Raw genomic sequence first — 17043 nt, forward strand, 5'->3', positions numbered from 1 at the left:
CGGGTGGAAAACGATCCCCGCGCGCCCGGGAGGAGACGGCCATGACCATGAGCCACCGAAGGCGGCGACTATACTTCATCCTTCCCGACGTTCAAATCACCCGGGACGTTGTCAACGAACTGCTTCTGGCCCGGGTGGATGAACGCCATCTGCATTGTCTGGCCCGGGAGGACCTCGACCTCGGGGACCTGCCCCAGGCGGACGTCTTCCAGCGCAGCGACATCATCCACGGCGCCGGTCTGGGGCTGGCCCTGGGCGGCGCCACCGGCGCCATCGCCGGGGTGGCCACCATCCTCTTCCAGCCCTCGGGCTGGGCACAGAGCGGCGGCCTGGTGCTGGCCATCGCCCTGGTGGGCGCCCTGGTCGGCATGTGGGCCTCGGGCATGATCGGCACTTCGGTGCCCAACTCCCGCCTGAAGGCCTTCCAGAAGGACCTCGACGCCGGACGGGTGCTGCTCATGGTGGACATCCCCGAGGACCGCGTGGAGGAGATCCGCGAGCTAGTCAAGAAGCACCACCCCGAGGCATCGGATCGCGGCACGGATCCGCATATCCCCGCGTTCCCCTGAGGCGCCGTCCAGGGGATCAGCCCTCCCCGGCCCCCGCCGGGGGCGACAGATCCTCCGGATTGTCCACGTCGCGCAGGATACCAGGATCCGTCACCGCGATCCGCTGGACCCACCCCGCATGGGCCTCCAGGACCCCGCGGGCGCCCCGGTCCCCGTCCAGCGCCGCCAGGGCGGCGCCGTGGTCCCGGGCGAAGCCCACCGGGTGACCCGCCCTGCCCCGATGGACGGGCCGCACCAGGGAGGCCCCGGCGCGCAGGCGCTCCGCCACCGCCGCCGCCGTTTCGCCGCGTACCCACGGCATGTCCCCCAGGGCGATCAGCCAGGCGTCCGCCTCCGGGATCGCGCGCACGCCGGCGGCCAGGCTCGCGCCCATGCCCCGCCCGCTTTCGGGAGCCAGCAGCACCCTGGCGCCCGCCCCGGCCAGAAGCTCCGCCACCCGCTCCTCGCCGGGACGCGCCACGGCCAGGACGTCGTCGGCCCCCGCGGCCAGCGCCTCGACGGCGGCCCGGGCCACGGGCCGGCCGTCCGGCAGGCGGGCCAGCAGCTTCTGACCGCCGAAACGGCGCCCGAGGCCGGCGGCCAGCAGGACCCCCTGGATCATGGCTGGGTGAGGCGCTCCTCCGCCGGGGACGGGGGCGCCGCGCGGTCCGGCTCGCCGCGCCCGTTGCGGATGGCGGTCATCTCCGCCAAGACCGAGACGGCGATCTCCGGCGGGGTCCGGCTGCCGATGGGCAGGCCCATGGGTCCCCGCAGCCGCTCGACGGCGGCCGGATCCAGGCCCAGCTCCGCCAGCCGGGCCCGCCGCCGATCGTTGTTGGCCCGCGAGCCCAGGGCGCCCACATAGAAGGCGGGGGAGGCCAGGGCCTCCAGCAAGGCCAGGTCGTCGAGCTTGGGATCATGGGTGGCGGCCACCACAGCGGCGTGGGGGTCCGGGCACCAGGCTGCCACGGCGTCGTCGGGCATGCGGGTGTCCAGGGCGACCCCGCGTCCGCTCCAGGCCTCGGCGTACTCCCGGCGGGGATCGCAGACCGTGACGGCGTAATCCAGGGCCAGGGCCATGTCGGCGAGATAGCCCGCCAGCTGCCCGGCGCCGATGACCATCAGACGCCAGCGCGGGCCGAAGGGCTTGGTCACCTCCTCCGCTCCCGCCACCAGGGCCGCCTCCCCTTCCCGGTCCGGACGCACCTCCACCTTGCCGGTCCCCCGGTGCACCGTCCGGCGGATGCGGGCCCCGGCGGCCAGGGCGCGGCCCACCGCCTCCAGCCCGCCGTCCCGGCCCGGCCCCAGAGGCTCCACCAGGAGCTCCAGCGTGCCGCCGCAGGGCAGGCCGAAGCGGGCCGCCTCCTCGCGGCGCACCCCGTAGCGCAGCGAGCCGGGCTCGTCCCCCGGCAGCCGGCCGGCCAGGGCCAGCTCCCGCAGGTCCTCCTCCACGCAGCCGCCCGAGACCGAGCCCTCCATGCGCCCGTCCTCCCGGAGGGCCAGGAGGGAGCCGGGGGGGCGCGGCGAGGAGCCCCAGGTGCCGACCACGGTCACCAGGAACAGCCGGTTACCGGATTCCAGCCAGCCGAGGGCCGCCTCGATGACGGCCTGATCCGTGCCGCGGGGTGGCTCGCCCGGACCCATGCGGATCCCCCCTCAGGCCGGCCGGAAGCCCGCGCGGGACAGCGGCAGGCGGCGCACCGGCTCGCCCTTCAGGGCAAAGATGGCGTTGGCCACGGCGGGGGCGATAGGGGGCGTCCCCGGCTCGCCCACCCCGCCCGGCTCCTCGTCGCTGTCCACGATGTGCACGTGGACCTCGGGCATCTGGTTCATGGTGAGGATGGGATAGCTGTCGAAGTTGGCCTGCTCCACCTGGCCCCGATCCACGGTGACGGCCTCGTGGAGGGCCGCGGAGAGCCCGTAGGCCACCCCGCTCTCCATCTGCTCGGTGATGATCTCCGGATTGACCGTCTGGCCGCAGTCGATGGCCACGTCCACGCGGTGCACCCGCACCTCCCGGTTGTCGCTCACCGAGACCTCGGCCACCTCGGCGCAGTAGCTGCCGAAGGAATGCACCACGGCGATGCCACGGGCGCGGCCCTCCGGGAGCTCGCCGCCCCAGCCGGCCTGCTCGGCGGCCCGTTCCAGGACGCCGAGGTGCCGGGGCTGGTCCTGCAGGAGCCGGCGGCGCAGCTCGTAGGGGTCCTCCCCCGCCGCCGCGGCCACCTCGTCGAAGAAGGCCTCGCGGATGAAGCCGTTCTGGGACGCGCCCACGGAGCGCCACCACCACAGCGGCACCGGGGTGTTGGACATGGCGTAGTCCACGTGGACGCTGGGCACCGCGTAGGGCACCTCCTTGGCCACCTCCACCGAGGAGGAGTCCACCCGCTGGCCCTCCTGGAGCATGTCGTTGTAGGCCATGATGGAGGGGCCGGCAATGCGGTGGCGCCAGCCGGTGACCTCCCCGGAGCCGTTGACGGCAGCGGCGAGGCGATTGTAGGTGGCCGGGCGGTAGCGGTCGTGGCGGGTGGTGTCCTCCCGGGTCCAGACCACCTTAACCGGGGCCCCGGCCTTCTTGGCCGTCTCCACCGCGTCCGCCACGAAGTCGGTGTGGGAGCGCCGACCGAAGCCGCCGCCCAGGAAGGTGGTGTGCACGTGCACGTTCTCCGGGTCCAGGCCGCTGATCTCCACCGCCACCTCCTGGGTGGAGGTCTGGTCCTGGGTGGGGGCCCACACCTCGCAGACGCCGTCGGCGATACGCGCCGTGCAGTTCATGGGCTCCATGCAGACGTGGGCCAGGAAGGGCACCTCGTACTCGGCCTCCAGACTCTGCGCCCCCTCCGCCAGGGCCTGCTCGATGTCTCCTTCCTCGCGAACGGCGGCGGCATCATCGGAATCCGCGGCCTCGCGGAACTGCCGCGCGATCTGGGCCGAGGTCAGGCCGGCGTGCTCCCCGTAGTCCCATTCCACCCGCAGGGCCTCCCGGCCCTTCTGGGCGGCCCAGAAACCCTCCGCCACCACGGCCACCCCGGCCTCGATCTCGAAGACGTCCTTCACGCCGGGCACCCGCTTGGCCGCCTCGCCATCGACGCGGGCCGGGCGTCCGCCGATCACCGGACAGCGCACCACCTGGGCGGTGAGCAGGCCGGGAAGCTTGACGTCCATGCCGAAGGTGGCGGAACCGTCCACCTTGGCGGCGCTGTCCAGCCGGTCCCGGGGCTGGCCGAGGAGGCGGAACTCCGAGGGCTCCTTGAGAAGGACCGCCTCGGGTACCTCTTGGCCTGCCGCCGCTTCGGCGAGATCGCCGTAGGTGGCCTCCCGCCCGCTCCCCGGGTGGCGCACCACCTGGTTGGCGGCCTCCAGGGAGCCTGGATCCACGTCCCATTCCCCGGCGGCCGCAGCCACCAGCATCGCGCGGGCGGCGGCACCCGCCTCGCGCAGGGGGCGCCAGGCGGCGCGCACGGCGGTGCTGCCGCCCGTGGCCTGGCGTCCCAGCAGGGCGTTGGTGTAGGCCTCGTCCGCCGGGGCGAATTCGGTCCGGATGCGGTCCCAGTCCGCTTCCAGCTCCTCGGCGACGAGCATGGGGATCGCGGTCATAACCCCCTGCCCCATCTCCGAGCGGTCGACGAGGACCGTGACCTGGTCGTCGCGATCGATACGGACCCAGGCGTTGGGCGCGAAGGCCTCCCCGCCGTCCGCCTCCTCCGCGGCGCGGGCGTTGCGCCCACCCACGGGGAGGCGGACGCCCAGCAGCAGCCCGCCGCCCACGGCGGCGCTGGCCTTGAGGAAGGAACGGCGCGTCGTCTTGACGGGGCTTCCGGGCATCAGCCTTGCTCCTGCATGTCCTGGGCAGCCATCCGGATGGCCTGGCGGATTCGCTGGTAGGTACCGCAGCGGCAGAGGTTCCCCTCCATGGCGGCGTTGATCTCGGCATCGGAGGGATCGGGGCTGCGCTCCAGCAGCGCCGCGGCGCTCATGAGCTGGCCGCTCTGGCAGAACCCGCACTGGGGCACGTTGGCCGCCACCCAGGCGCGCTGCAGGGGGTGGTCGCGGTTCTCGGACAGCCCCTCCACGGTGGTGACCTCCCGGCTTCCCACCTCGCTCACGGGGGTCACGCAGGCCCGCACCGGCTGGCCGTCCAGGTGGACGGTGCAGGCACCGCACTGGGCGATGCCGCAGCCGTACTTGGTCCCGGTCAGGTCCAGATTGTCACGCAGCACCCAGAGCAGGGGCGTGTCGGAGGGGACGTCCACCTCGCGGGCCTCGCCGTTCACCTTGAGGGAAACCGCCGTCATGGATATGCGCTCCTGTGTGGGAAGATAGGGGCCGAATCGGGAAGGCGTAACCCCCTTGGTAAAGCATCCCGGCGGGCGTGTGCAAGGCTTAACGGGGGAGCCGGCACCGGAGCGGGCCGGACAAGGGGAGCCAGACGATGGGGACGGGACCCGGCGGGTCGGGCCTGGGTCCCGCACGCTGGGCTGGGCCAGGCGGGCCTCGGTGCGGCGGCCGTGCCGCTGGCGGAAGAGCCTCAGTCCCGCTCCAGGACCTGCTCCCGGCCCTTGCCGTCCACGGTGACCATCTGCACGGGCCGCCGCCAGACGCGCTGGATGTACTCCAGGACCTTTTGCGCCCGATCCAGGTCCAGCCCCTTGCCGTCGGTCTGGTGGTCGTGCTGCAGCAGGAGGCCGCCGTCGGTGCCCATCTCCGAGACGTACACCCGCGGCGCGCCGTAGTTGAACTTGGGATGGAGGATGGCCTCGCGCAGGGCGTGGATGTCGCGGTCCTGGATGACGTACTGCTCCTCGCCGCCCCGCCCGCGCCGGGTGGTGTAGGAGAACAGCTGCAGCTCCTCGGCCAGATCCTCGTCCAGCCAGTTGCGGACGAAGCTGAAGTCGTCCTCCTCCGCCCGCAGCTGTAGGGCCGTCTCCAGGCCGTGCTCGGCGATGATCCGCTCCCACATGTGGAAGCCCAGGTGGTAGGGGTTCACGGACAGGGAAACGGATTTCTCGCCGGCGTAGGGGCGCACTACGTCGGAATGGGCCTTGATGGCGTCGAGGTAGAGCTGCTGCGGCAGGAAGTCGGCCTCGCGCAGCAGGCGGGCGTGCCAGTAGGAGGCCCAGCCCTCGTTCATGATCTGGCAGGCGAACACCGGGTAGAAGTAGAAGGACTCCTCCCGCACCGACAGGAAGATGTCCTGCTCCCAGCCCTCCAGGTCCGGGGCGTAGTGGGCGATGAACCAGAGCAGGTCGTACTCCGGACGCGGCGGTATGGGGGCCCGCACGGAGCCGCCGCCCCCTTCGGTGTCCAGCTCCTCCGCCTCGCCCGGCAGCTCGCCGAAGCGGCCCTGGAAGCCGCTCTTGCTCCCGGTCTCCTCCCCGCGCCGGCGCTCCATGCGCTCCGGGAAGCCGGGGCGATTGATGGGGAAGTTGATGTCGATGTTCTGCTCCAGGGCGAGGGCCGCGTCGAGCACCGCCTCCACCCGCTTCTGGCCGTACTCGTCGATGGCCCCGTCGATGCGGTGGGCGCGCTCGGCCGCCTGCTCCACGATGTGGTAGCCCACCTGGGACTGCATGCGGGCGAACAGCTCGTTGTTCTTGGAAAAGTCGGCGTGCCCGAGCACGTGGGCGGTAACCAGGGTGTTCTCGGGCAGGGAGTTGTTGTTCACCAGGTAGGCCCGGTTGGGGTTGCCCGGGAACACCACCTCGAAGATGCGGGAGCCGCCCATGCGGTGCTGGATGTACTGATAGATGTAGCGCACCCCGAAGGACCAGTGGGGCATGCGCACGGGCAGGCCGTACACCGCCACCTCCATCATGAACGACGGCGGCACCACCTCGAAGTCCACGGGGTAGAAGTCCAGGCCCTGAGACTGGGCCAGCTCTTCCAGTTTGGGCGTATATTCGACTAGTTCGGCGTTGCTCATGGGACTCTTGGGACCGAATGGCACGTGTGTTTCCTCCTCGTCCCGCCCGTGTCGGGCCTTGCGCCCAGGCGGTGCCGCCGCGCGGCGGCGTCCGCCCCGGTTCCCGGTTCGGCTCAGGCTACCTCCTCCGCCTGGTGGCGGAAGAACTCCCGGATGGCGTCCCAGATATCCCCCTCTTCGTGGACGGTGTAGCTGCCCACCGGGTAGTCCCGGGCGGCCAGGGCCTTGAACAGGCGGCCCATCTCCGACTTCGAGGACTCCAGGGGGTTCTGGGGCGTCTCGACGAAGCCCATGAAGTTCACCAGGCCGCCGAGCTCCGCCAGCAGGGCCTCGGCGCTGCGCCGATCGTCCCCGAAGTTATCCCCGTCGGAGGCGTAGAACAGGTACTGGTTGTACTGCCCCGGATCGTAGCGGTCGCTGAAGATGTCCAGGGCCAGGCGGAAGCCGCTGGAAGCCACCGTGCCGCCGGTGGCCGACACCTGGAAGAACTCCTCCTCGGAGAACTCCCAGGCCTGGTTGGTGTGGGCGATGAACACCGCCTCCACGTCGCGGTACTGCCGGCGCAGCCCCTGCATGGCCCAGAAGAAGAAGGACTTGGCCAGCTTGCGCCGGGTCTCGTCCATGGAGGCGGAGACGTCCAGCAGGAAGCACACCACGGCGTTGGTGGCGGGCCGCTTGCGCCGGGCGAGCTGGCGGAAGCGCAGGTCCTCGTTGGAGAAGGGCGTGGGCTCCTCCTGCACCGAGCGGCGCTTGATGGCCTCCTTCACCGTGCGCCGGCGATCGAGGCGCGCCCGCGGTCCGCGCTTGTCCCAGCCCTCCTGAATCAGGTCCTCGTCGGTGAGGGCGTCGGTGGTCTTGGGCTGGAGGTCGGGCAGGGCCAGCTCCTCCCAGATCCAGTCGACGATGTCGTCCACCTTGAGCTCCAGGACGAAGCGCAGCTCGCCGCCGCCGCTGCCGCCCTCCGTGCCGCCCTCGCCCTCGTCGGGCTTGGCCCGGCGCAGGACATCGCCCGGCTGACCGTCCCCCTGACCCGCCTGGGGCTCGCCGCCGTCCTGGTCGTCGCGCAGGCGGAACCGGTAGTGCTCCAGAAAACGTACCGGGACCTGGACGGTCCGGTCGGAGGGCCGGGACAGCACGTCGGAGCCGGAGATCAGGTTGGGCAGCTCCTCCTTGACGGTCTCCCGCACCTTCTCGTTGTGCCGCAGCCAGTCCCGGGAGCCGCGGGAGAACAGGTCGTACCAGCGGTTCTCCATGGCCATCCGGGATGGGGCTCTATATTCCGTGCGCTCGCTCATGACTCTCCTCATGGTTTCCGCCCGGGCCGGACCGGCGGGCCGGCCATCCCGGGGGTTAGACCACGCCGCGGGAAGGGTGATCTCGGCGCGCTCCCCTTTCTTCCCACCCTAGACCCTCGACGCGCGGGCGGTCTGCCCCCGGTCGACAAAAAAAGCCGGCCCCTGGGGGACCGGCTCGCTGGCGCCCGGACGGGAATGGGGATCGCCCAATGGCCCGCTCACTCCTGGGAGAGGAGCGTGGTGACGTAGTTGAGGGCCTCCCGGGCGGAATGGGGGTTGTAGCCGTACTCGGCCACCAGCCGGTCCTCCACCGCGGAGATCTTCTGCTGGGCCTCCTCGTCGGGCCGGGCGCTGGAGGTGACCAGCCGCAGCACGTCGCGGCGCTCCTCGAACAGGTACTGCTCGATGGCGTCGTGGAGCCGGGCGTGGCTGTCCAGGGTGAACCGCTCCCCGCGCTTGTAGGCCCCCATGGCCTTGCGCACCACCTCCTGGCGGAAGGACTGCTTGCCCGAGTCGGAGATGGAGATCTTCTCCTCCACCGAGCGCAGGAAGCGCTCGTCGGGCTCCCGGTCCTCGCCGGTGATGGGGTCGGTCACCTTGCGGTTGTCGAGCACCGCCTCCACCTCGTCGAGGTACTTGTCGAGCAGCTCCTGGGCCTCGTCCTCGAAGGAGACGAACAGCGCCTTGTGCACGTCCTCCTTGACCCACCGGTTGTAGAAGTCCTTGCGCACCGTGACCAGGAAGTCCACCCAGTTCTTCTTCTGCTTGGAATCCATGCGGGCGTCGGACTCGATGGTGTCCTTGAGGGCCAGGAGCACGTCCATGGAGGTGAGGCTCTTCTTCTCGGAGCGGGAGATGGCCCCCGCCAGGGCGTTGACCACGAACCGCGGGCTGACGCCCTCGAGGCCCTCCTCCGGATGCTCGGCCTTGATGCGGTCCACCTCGGACTGCGAGGTGCCCTCCACGTCCTCGCCGGCGTACAGCCGCACCTTCTTGGAGAGGTCCAGGTCCTCCCGCTCCGAGGGGTGCAGCCGGGTCAGGACCGCGAACACCGCCGCCACGTTCAGGGCGTGGGGATCGAGGTGCACCTCCTGGAAGGTGGGGGTGGCGGAGATCAGCTTCTCGTAAATGCGCGCCTCGTCGTGGTAGCGCAGGGTGTAGGGCACCTGCACGATCACCATGCGGTCCAGAAGCGCCTCGTTCTCCTTCTCCTGCAGGAACTTGCGGAACTCCGCCAGGTTGGTGTGGGCGACAATGGTCTCGTCGAGGTAGATGAGCGGGAAGCGGGAGACCTTGACGTTCTTCTCCTGGGTCAGGGTGAGCAGGAGGTAGAGGAACTCCCGCTTCACCTTGAGGATCTCGATCATCTCCAGCATGCCGCGGGACGCGGCGTACACCGCCCCCGACCAGGACCAGGCGCGGGGATCGCCCTCGTCGCCGTACTCGGCCACCTTGGACAGGTCCACGGAGCCCACCAGGTCGGCGATGTCGGCGGTGGTGGGGTCGTGGGGCGCGTAGGTGCCCACGCCGGTGCGCCCGGCCTCGTTGATGAAGATGCGCTCCACCGGCATCTTCATGAGGTCGCCGTCGAACTCCTCCTCCAGCCGGGTGCGGCAATAGGGGCAGATGTCGCCGTTGATCTCCACGCCGTAGGTCTCGCGGAACTCGGCCCGCTTGGTCTGCGGCACTAGGTGCAGGGGCGACTCGTGCACCGGACAGCCCTGGATGGCGTAGAGGGCGCCCGCATCGGTGTGGCTGTACTCCTCCAGCCCGCGCTTGAGCAGGATCACCAGGGAAGATTTGCCGCCGGAGGGCGGCCCGAGCAGGAGCAGCAGGCGCCGCCCCACCTCGGAGCCCTCGCTGGCGGCCTTGAAGTAGTTGGCCACCCGTTCCAGCGCCTCGTCGACGCCGAACAGGTCGTTGGCGAACAGGTTGTAGCGGGTGACGTGGTCCCCCTCGTCCGAGGTCTCGGAGCCGTACCACTGAATCATGTCCCACATGTACTGATGGCTGGTACGGGTCATGCCCACCGGGTCCGTGGGCAGCACGTCCTGGAGGAATTCCCCGAGGGTCCCTTCCCAGTGGCGTGCCTTATGCTCCTGGGTGAAGCTCACCAGGGAGTCCAGAAAGCGGTTCTGCTTTTCCGAATCCTGCTTGCCGCCGTTACCTGCCATGCGACCCTCCTTGGGCTCAACGCGGCCATTCCCTTGCTACCCGTTTAGAGTCGCAGCCCCGTGCCTCCGTTCAACATCCAGGGGCGAGACGGAAGCCCGAAGACGCGCCTCCGCGGGAGCGCGGTAGCGGGTCGGGGCAAGCCACCCGGGTCCGGATGCCTTGCATCCCCCTGTTCCGTTTTTAAACCACTTCGGGGGCCCGTTAAAGGGCCTTCGCCGCCGCTAGCGGGAAACGTGACTCCAGGAACTCCCCGGAACACGGGCCCCTATACGATTGTAGGCATTCACCTACCCGGGAGGGAGTAGGGGATCCCCCCAACCCTCATAGGGCCGGACAGGAGGGGCTCCACCAACGGTGATTTTTCCGTAGTGCATGAAAAGGCCCGGCGGCTCGTCACCGAGCCGCCGGGCCTCTGGTACGCCTCCAGGTCCGGCGCGGATTCGCCTAGCGCAGATACCCCGCCTTCTCCAGGTGCAGGAGCACCTCCTGCGCCGCCTCCATGGGCGTGAGGTCGCTGGTGTCGATGGCCACCTCGGGGTCCACGGGCTCCTCGTAGGGGTCGTCGATGCCGGTGAACTCCTTGATCTGTCCGGCCCGCGCCTTGGCGTAGAGGCCCTTGCGGTCGCGGGCCTCGCACACCTCCAGGGGCGTTTTCACGTGCACCTCGATGAAGCCGCCGTAGCCCTCGATGAGCTCCCGGTTCTCCTCCCGGACGTGGCGGTAGGGGGCGATGGGCGCGCAGATGGCGATGCCGCCGTTCTTGGTGATCTCGCTGGCGACGAAGCCGATGCGCCGCACGTTCAGGTTGCGGTGCTCGCGGGAGAAGCCCAGCTCGCTGGACAGGTGCTGGCGCACGATGTCGCCGTCGAGCAGGGTGACCGGGCGGCCGCCGATCTCGCGGAAGCGCGCCAGCAGGACGTTGGCCACGGTGGATTTTCCGGAGCCCGACAGGCCGGTGAAGAAGATGGTCAGGCCTTGCTTGTGCTTGGGCGGATGGGAGCGGCGCAGCTCGGCCACCACGTTGGGGTAGGAGAACCATTCGGGGATCTCCAAACCCTCCTTGAGGCGGCGGCGCACTTCGGTGCCGGAGAGCTTCTTGACGGTGGCGTCGGCCGGGACCTCGTCCACGGGGAGGTACTCGGCGCGCTCCTCCACGTAGGCCATCTCCTTGAAGGGCACCATGCGGATGCCGAGCTCTTCCTCGTACTCGGCCACCAGCTCCTGGGCGTCGTAGGGGCCGTAGAAGTCCTCGTCGTCGCCGTTCTTGCCGGGGCCGGCGTGGTCGCGCCCGACGATGAAGTGGGTGCAGCCGTAGTTCTTGCGGATGAGGGCGTGCCACAGGGCCTCGCGCGGGCCGCCCATGCGCATGGCCAGGGGCAGCAGGGCCAGGGTCATCATCTTGTCGGGGTAGTGCTCGGCGAGGGCCTGGTAGCAGCGCACCCGGGTGAAGTGGTCGATGTCGCCGGGCTTGGTCATGCCCACCACGGGGTGGATGAGCAGGCCGGCCTCCTGCTCGCTGGCGGCGCGCAGGGTGAGCTCCTGGTGGGCCCGGTGCATGGGGTTGCGGGTCTGGAAGGCCACCACCCGCCGCCAGCCGCGCTTGGCGAACTCGGTGCGCAGCTCGGCGGGGGTCAGCCGCAGCTCGGTGAAGTCGTAGTGCAGCGGCAGCTGCAGGCCTTCCACCCGGCCGGCGAGGTAGACAGGGCCGGAGCGGTCGAGCAGGTAGGCCACGCCGGGGTGGTGACGGTCGGAGGTGCCGAACACCGCCTCGGCCTCGCGTTCCTTGTCCGGGCGGTAGGTCTCCTCGAGGTGGAGCACGGCGAGCATGAAGCCCTCGGGGTCGCGCAGCGCCACCGGCTGCCCCGGCTCCAGTCCCGCCGCCGTGTCCTCGGCGACGTCCAGGGTGATGGGCATGGGCCACACCGTGCCATCGCTCAGGCGGCATTTCTCCAGCACGCCGTGGTAGTCCTCCTCGCCGAGGAAGCCCGTCAGCGGCGAGAACCCCCCGTTCAGGAGCAGCTCCAGATCGCACAGCTGGCGATCGGACAGGGTCACCGAGGGGTAGTCGATGGAGGCCGCCTTCAGCTCCTCCGCCCGCTCGTCATCCACCTGCAAGTCACACAGCACCCCCCCATGGGGCTCGATCAAGTGATCCATAAAGTCCTCTGATAAACCAATGACAGACGAATTGCATTAGTAACCGGAAGGGATCCTGTCCCCTGGAGGCCCTCCTCAGTCCATGCCCGGAAGGGCCTTATTGTCCATCCTTGTCAACCGCTCGCGGAGGAACGTCTCCAGCTCCTCGCCGAACTCGGCGTGACGCAGGCCCAGTTCCACCTGGGCCTTGAGGTAACCGGCCTTCGAGCCGCAATCGAACCGGACCCCCTGGAAGGGGAAGGCGTGCAGGGACTCCCCGTATTCGGTGATCAGCGCCTGGAGGGCGTCGGTGAGCTGGATCTCCCCACCCGCCCCGCGCTCGGCGCGGCCCAGCGGCTCGAAGACCGTTGGGCTCAGGATGTAGCGCCCGATGACGCCGAGGTTGCTGGGGGCCACCGCGGGATCCGGCTTCTCTACCAGGCCACGCACCGGATAGCTCGCGCTGTCCTGGACGTCCGTATCCACCACCCCGTAGGACTTCACCGCCTGCGGGTCCACGGGCTCCACGGCCACTTGGCTGCTGCCCCCGGTGGCCTCGTAGGCCTCCTTCATCTGGGCGATGGCGCCTGGCTCGGCGTCGATCAGGTCGTCCGGCAGGAGGACGGCGAAGGGCTCGTCGCCGATCACGTGGCGGGCGCACCAAACGGCGTGGCCCAGGCCCAGGGGCTGCTTCTGCCGCACGTAGGTAACGTCCGCCATATCCGACACCTCGCGGTACACCTGGGCGAGGTGCTCCTTGCCCTGCTCCAGCAGGAGCGTCTCCAGGCCGTTCTGGTGGTCGAAATGGTCCTCGATGGAGCGCTTGCCCCGCCCGGTGACGAAGACCACCTGGTCGATCCCCGCCGCCACCGCCTCCTCCACGGCGTACTGGATGAGCGGCTTGTCCACCACCGGGAGCATTTCCTTGGCCATGGCCTTGGTGGCGGGCAGGAACCGGGTCCCCATGCCCGCCACGGGGAAAACGGCCTTGCGGATGGTCCGCATCGCGGCCCTCCTCGTTGGTACGCTTGCCTCAGGATCCGCCCCCCGTCCGGACCCCCCTATCTGCATGAAACTTGCCTAGGCTCGGACAAACCCTCTAATGGTGCCTGCCCGAACGCCCCCGCACAAACGCCGGCCCTCCGGGAACCCCTCCGGCGCGCCGACGTCCGAGCTATTGCGACTCCACCTTTTATGGCCCACCTGTAGCCCATATCTCCGGCGAAGGCAACGCGGACCCGAGGGAGGCCTATTTATCATAATTTGCTAATATTTCGGAATCGCCTTTTCGACCCGACCCTGGAGGGATCATCCATGCCGGAGACCGTTCTCGATGTGGACAGCCAGGACTTCCAGAGCCAAGTCATCGAGCGCTCCCATGAGGTCCCCGTGGTGGTGGACTTCTGGGCCGCGTGGTGCGGGCCGTGCCAGGCCCTGGGTCCGGCCCTGGAGCGTGTCGCGGAGGAATACGGCGGGCGCTTCCGGCTCGCCAAGGTGGACGTGGACCGGAACCAGGAGCTGGCCGGGCGGCATGGTGTCCGAGGCATTCCCGCGGTCAAGGCCTTCGTGGACGGCGAGGTGGCGGACGGGTTCACCGGCGCCCTGCCCGAGCCCCAAATCCGCCGCTTCATCGACGGCCTGATCCCTTCCGAGTCCGACAAGGCCGTGGCCGAGGCCCGCGACCTCCTGGACCAGGGCGAAACCGACCGCGCCGAGGATATCCTGGCGGAGGTGCTCGAGACGGAGCCGGACCATTCCCGGGCCCTCCTGACGCAGGCCCGCCTGCGGCTGCTCCAGAACCGCACGGAGGAGGCCGAGGCCATCCTCGGGCGCCTGCCGGTCTCCTACGCCGGTGACCCCGAGGTCAAGGGCCTACGCACCACCATCGGCTTCTCCCGGATTGCCGCCGAGGCCGGCTCAGAGGAGGAGGCCCGGAGCGCCCTGGAGCAGGATCCCGACGACCTGGATGCCCGCTACCGCCTTGCCGCCTACCGGGTGATGGCCGAGGACTACCGCTCCGCCTTCGAGCACCTGCTGGAGATCGTCCGCCACGACCGGGGATACCGGGAGGACACGGGACGCCAGCGGATGCTGGAGCTGTTCGAGATGCTTGGCAACCGCGACCCCCTGGTCAGCGAGTTCCGCAAGCGCCTCAGCCGCGAGCTCTTCTAGGGGAAAACCCCTACAACAATAATGGTCTTCATGCTAGGGTCGGGCTGTCCCTCTAGCCCCGTTCCCAGCTGGAGACCGATTCCCATGCAGCACACGTGCTCACGCTTTGCCCTGTTGCTCGTCTTGGCCGTCACCCTTCCCCCGGCCGCCCTTGCCGAGGGTGGCAATGGTCTGTCCGGGAAGACGGTCTACGAGACCCGCTGCCTGCTGTGCCACCCCAACTCCCCCGATGCGGAGGATGCCCCCCGCTACAAGGCGCGCAATGACGCTGTGCCCCTCTGGACCCTGTACCGGGATTCCGAGGGCTGGCAGGAATCCCAGATCGGCCTGGGGAAATGGAGCGACGAGCGGATTCGGGAATTCATCCGCTACCCCAAGGGCATGAAGCCGGACACCAGCATGGTGCAGATCCCCTTGAAGGAAGCCGAACTGGAGGGAGTGGTGGCCTATATCAAGGAGTTGGGTCGGCGCCACAACAGCGAGTGAGGCCCCGGAGGGGGATACCGGCCTAGACGTAGAACCGCTCGAGCAGGGGGGCCAGCTCCGCCACCGAGAGCTGCCCCGGGGCGGTAGCCTCCTCGATATGGGCGTAGCAGGCCCCGCTGCCAAAGGCTCCGTTCATGAGGCGCGACAGGCTGCCGGCGGCCCCCACGGCCATGGTGATCAGGGGGAAGCTCCGGCTCCGGCTCCGCGTCCAGCAGGCTAGGTCCGCCATTTCCCCCGGGTCCGCCACCCGCACCGCCGCCTTGAACCGGTCGGCGCCCTTGGCCTGGGCCTCCAGGGCCAGGACCTCCAGCCACCCCACCCCCGGGAATCCCTCGAAATCGTGGAAGGAGGCGATCACCTCGGTGCCTGCCGGGCCATTGGCCACGGTCCACTCCAGGAGCCGGGGGGAATCGCGGAGCTCCACGTCCACCGCCGCGGGAGCAATCTCCGCCCAGAGCGCGTCCAGCAGCGCACTACGCTCCCCCGCCTGCCACTGCCGCATCCCCCCCTCTCCGGGGCTGCGCGGGGTCACCAGCAGGGGCCGACCCCATCCGGCCACCTCCCGGCATAGCGCCACCGCGGTGTCCGCCTCGCCCTCCACCGCGTCCAGGCGGACCTCTACCATATCCGCGGGGGCAACCCGCGCGGTGCCGTCGCTGGGCAGGGCGGCCGCGTTCGGATAGGCCAGGGAGGCAATCAGACTGGGCCGGGACATGTTCCCTCCGGATCGTGGACAACCAACAGCAAAAGGCCGCGCCCGGGGCGCGGCCTTGAGGCCATAGCGTATCGCGGGGCGCTCAGTCCCCTACCGTCACCCCTTCCTGCAGGCTTTCGAGGGTCTTGGCCCCGATTCCGTTCACCTCTTCCAGCTCGGCCACGGAGTCGAAACCGTCATTGTCCTCGCGGTAGGTCACGATGCGCTCGGCCAGCACCTCGCCAACACCGTTCAGGGCGGTGAGCTCCTCGGCGTTGGCCTCGTTGATGTCCAGCGGCTCGGCGGCCTGACCGGCCACGGGCAGGCAGGCGGCGAGGCCGAGGACAAGTGCAATCAGATGCTGGCGCATGACAAATCCCCTTTGTGGAAAGAATTGTCATTCTTTTGCCAGACACCTGTTCTTGCTGTCAATAAAAAATCAACCCTCCGTTTGGGCTCACCCCTCCAGGATCACCGTGGCCAGGGCGTAGTCTCCCTCGTCGGACAGGCTCAGGTGGGACCGCAGCACCCCGAGGTGCCGGCCATGGTCCGCCGCCCTGCCATGCAGGTGCAGCTCCGGGGGGCGCCCCGGGGCCCGGCGCACCTCCAGGTCGCGGAAGCGGACCCCCTGGTGGATCCCCGTTCCCAGCGCCTTGGCCGCCGCCTCCTTGGCGGCGAAGCGGGAGGCCACGTAGAGGCCCAGGTCCTTGCGCTCCCCGGCGGCTTGGCGCTCTTCCTCCGTGAACAGCCGCCGGAGCAAACGGTCCCCGTTGCGCTCCAGGGCCCGACGGATGCGCCGGACGTCCACCAGGTCGTTGCCCATCCCCAGGATCACCGCGAAGTTCCCGGTCAGGTTCCGTGGGAGGGGGCCGCTTCCCGCATCAGGCGCTTCATCTCCCGCACCGCCTGGCCCAGCCCGTCGAAGATGGCCCGCGCGACGATGGCGTGGCCGATGTTCAGCTCCCGCACCCCGGACAGGGCAGCGATGGGCTCCACGTTGACGTAGTCCAGGCCGTGCCCGGCGTGCACGCGGAGGCCCAGCCCGTGGGCCCGGGCCACGGCGGCCTCGATGCGCTCCAACTCCCGCTCGCGCTCTTCCCGTGTCGCCGCGTTGGCGTAGGCGCCGGTGTGCAGCTCCACCACCGGGGCACCGGCCTTGGCGGCCGCCTCCAGCTGGGCGGGATCCGGGTCGACGAACAGCGAGACCCGCACCCCCGCCCGCGCCAGCCGCTCGCAGGCCCATTGCGCGGCGCTCACCTGGGAGGCCACGTCCAGGCCCCCCTCGGTGGTGAGCTCCGCCCGCCGCTCCGGCACCAGGCAGCAATCGGCCGGACGCACGTCCTCGGCAATGGCCACCATCTCCTCGGTCATGGCCATCTCGAGATTGAGCTTGGTCTGCACCGTCTCCGCCAGGTAGCGGATGTCCCGCTCCTGGATATGCCGCCGGTCCTCGCGGAGATGCGCCGTAATGCCGTCCGCCCCGGCCCGCTCCGCCTCCAGGGCCGCATGGAGCGGCTCCGGGTAGGAGGTCAGGCGGGCCTGGCGGAGGGTGGCGACGTGGTCGATATTGACACCGAGCTCGATCATCGCGGCGGTTCCGTGTGCGCTCTGGTC

Annotated in this window: 16 protein-coding genes; 3 read left to right on the top strand and 13 right to left on the bottom strand. The window is 69.8% G+C overall.

Annotated elements, in window-relative coordinates:
- The first annotated feature begins 41 nt into the window (after positions 1–41).
- Positions 42–569, top strand: coding sequence for a DUF1269 domain-containing protein (locus AN478_RS00930; RefSeq protein WP_231627298.1), 528 nt, complete (start codon positions 42–44; stop codon positions 567–569).
- 16 nt (positions 570–585) lie between these two features.
- Here the strand turns inward: AN478_RS00930 and AN478_RS00935 are convergent, their stop codons facing one another.
- The 9 genes from AN478_RS00935 to galU form a co-directional block, all read right to left on the bottom strand.
- Positions 586–1170 (bottom strand): nucleotidyltransferase family protein, encoded by a 585-nt coding sequence (locus AN478_RS00935; protein WP_054964746.1) that lies wholly within the window; start codon positions 1168–1170, stop codon positions 586–588.
- On the bottom strand, positions 1167–2192 hold the full coding sequence (locus AN478_RS00940) for an XdhC family protein (protein WP_054964747.1): 1026 nt from the start codon (positions 2190–2192) through the stop codon (positions 1167–1169). The genes AN478_RS00935 and AN478_RS00940 overlap by 4 nt, the downstream gene beginning before the upstream one ends.
- 12 nt (positions 2193–2204) lie before the next feature.
- On the bottom strand, positions 2205–4373 hold the full coding sequence (locus AN478_RS00945) for a xanthine dehydrogenase family protein molybdopterin-binding subunit (protein ID WP_054964748.1): 2169 nt from the start codon (positions 4371–4373) through the stop codon (positions 2205–2207).
- Positions 4373–4843, bottom strand: a complete 471-nt coding sequence (locus tag AN478_RS00950; RefSeq protein ID WP_054964749.1) for a (2Fe-2S)-binding protein — start codon at positions 4841–4843, stop codon at positions 4373–4375. Before AN478_RS00950 ends, AN478_RS00945 begins: the two co-directional genes overlap by 1 nt.
- A gap of 233 nt (positions 4844–5076) precedes the next feature.
- Positions 5077–6495 (bottom strand): SpoVR family protein, encoded by a 1419-nt coding sequence (locus AN478_RS00955; RefSeq protein ID WP_317622989.1) that lies wholly within the window; start codon positions 6493–6495, stop codon positions 5077–5079.
- Between the two features lie 89 nt (positions 6496–6584).
- Positions 6585–7766, bottom strand: a complete 1182-nt coding sequence (locus tag AN478_RS00960; RefSeq protein ID WP_231627299.1) for a DUF444 family protein — start codon at positions 7764–7766, stop codon at positions 6585–6587.
- Between the two features lie 218 nt (positions 7767–7984).
- Complete coding sequence (locus AN478_RS00965; protein ID WP_054964751.1) at positions 7985–9940, bottom strand: PrkA family serine protein kinase; 1956 nt, start codon at positions 9938–9940, stop codon at positions 7985–7987.
- Between the two features lie 445 nt (positions 9941–10385).
- Complete coding sequence (locus tag AN478_RS00970; RefSeq protein WP_054964752.1) at positions 10386–12098, bottom strand: bifunctional sulfate adenylyltransferase/adenylylsulfate kinase; 1713 nt, start codon at positions 12096–12098, stop codon at positions 10386–10388.
- Between the two features lie 75 nt (positions 12099–12173).
- Positions 12174–13082 (bottom strand): UTP--glucose-1-phosphate uridylyltransferase GalU, encoded by a 909-nt coding sequence (gene galU / locus AN478_RS00975; protein ID WP_054964753.1) that lies wholly within the window; start codon positions 13080–13082, stop codon positions 12174–12176.
- A 309-nt stretch (positions 13083–13391) separates the two neighbouring features.
- Between galU and AN478_RS00980 the strand changes: the two genes are divergently transcribed.
- Together AN478_RS00980 and AN478_RS00985 are read left to right on the top strand one after the other, a co-directional pair.
- Positions 13392–14249: a thioredoxin family protein gene (locus tag AN478_RS00980; RefSeq protein ID WP_054964754.1), complete on the top strand. Its 858-nt coding sequence runs from the start codon at positions 13392–13394 to the stop codon at positions 14247–14249.
- A gap of 84 nt (positions 14250–14333) precedes the next feature.
- Positions 14334–14735: a c-type cytochrome gene (locus tag AN478_RS00985; RefSeq protein WP_054964755.1), complete on the top strand. Its 402-nt coding sequence runs from the start codon at positions 14334–14336 to the stop codon at positions 14733–14735.
- A gap of 22 nt (positions 14736–14757) precedes the next feature.
- On the opposite strand, the gene AN478_RS00990 is transcribed toward AN478_RS00985, so the two are convergent.
- The 4 genes from AN478_RS00990 to pdxJ form a co-directional block, all read right to left on the bottom strand.
- A complete protein-coding gene (locus tag AN478_RS00990) occupies positions 14758–15450 on the bottom strand; it encodes a type I 3-dehydroquinate dehydratase (RefSeq protein ID WP_054964756.1) in 693 nt (230 codons plus the stop codon).
- Positions 15451–15532: 82 nt separating this feature from the next.
- Positions 15533–15799 carry a ComEA family DNA-binding protein gene (locus AN478_RS00995; protein ID WP_054964757.1) on the bottom strand — a complete coding sequence of 89 codons (267 nt, stop codon included), beginning with the start codon at positions 15797–15799 and terminating at the stop codon, positions 15533–15535.
- Between the two features lie 87 nt (positions 15800–15886).
- Entirely contained in the window at positions 15887–16264 is a 378-nt protein-coding gene (gene acpS, locus AN478_RS01000) for a holo-ACP synthase (protein WP_074471443.1), read from the bottom strand.
- Positions 16265–16278: 14 nt separating this feature from the next.
- Positions 16279–17016, bottom strand: coding sequence for a pyridoxine 5'-phosphate synthase (gene pdxJ, locus AN478_RS01005; RefSeq protein WP_054964758.1), 738 nt, complete (start codon positions 17014–17016; stop codon positions 16279–16281).
- Positions 17017–17043 lie beyond the last annotated feature (27 nt).

It is taken from the genome of Thiohalorhabdus denitrificans (genome assembly GCF_001399755.1).
In the GTDB taxonomy this organism is placed as follows: Bacteria; Pseudomonadota; Gammaproteobacteria; order Thiohalorhabdales; family Thiohalorhabdaceae; genus Thiohalorhabdus; species Thiohalorhabdus denitrificans.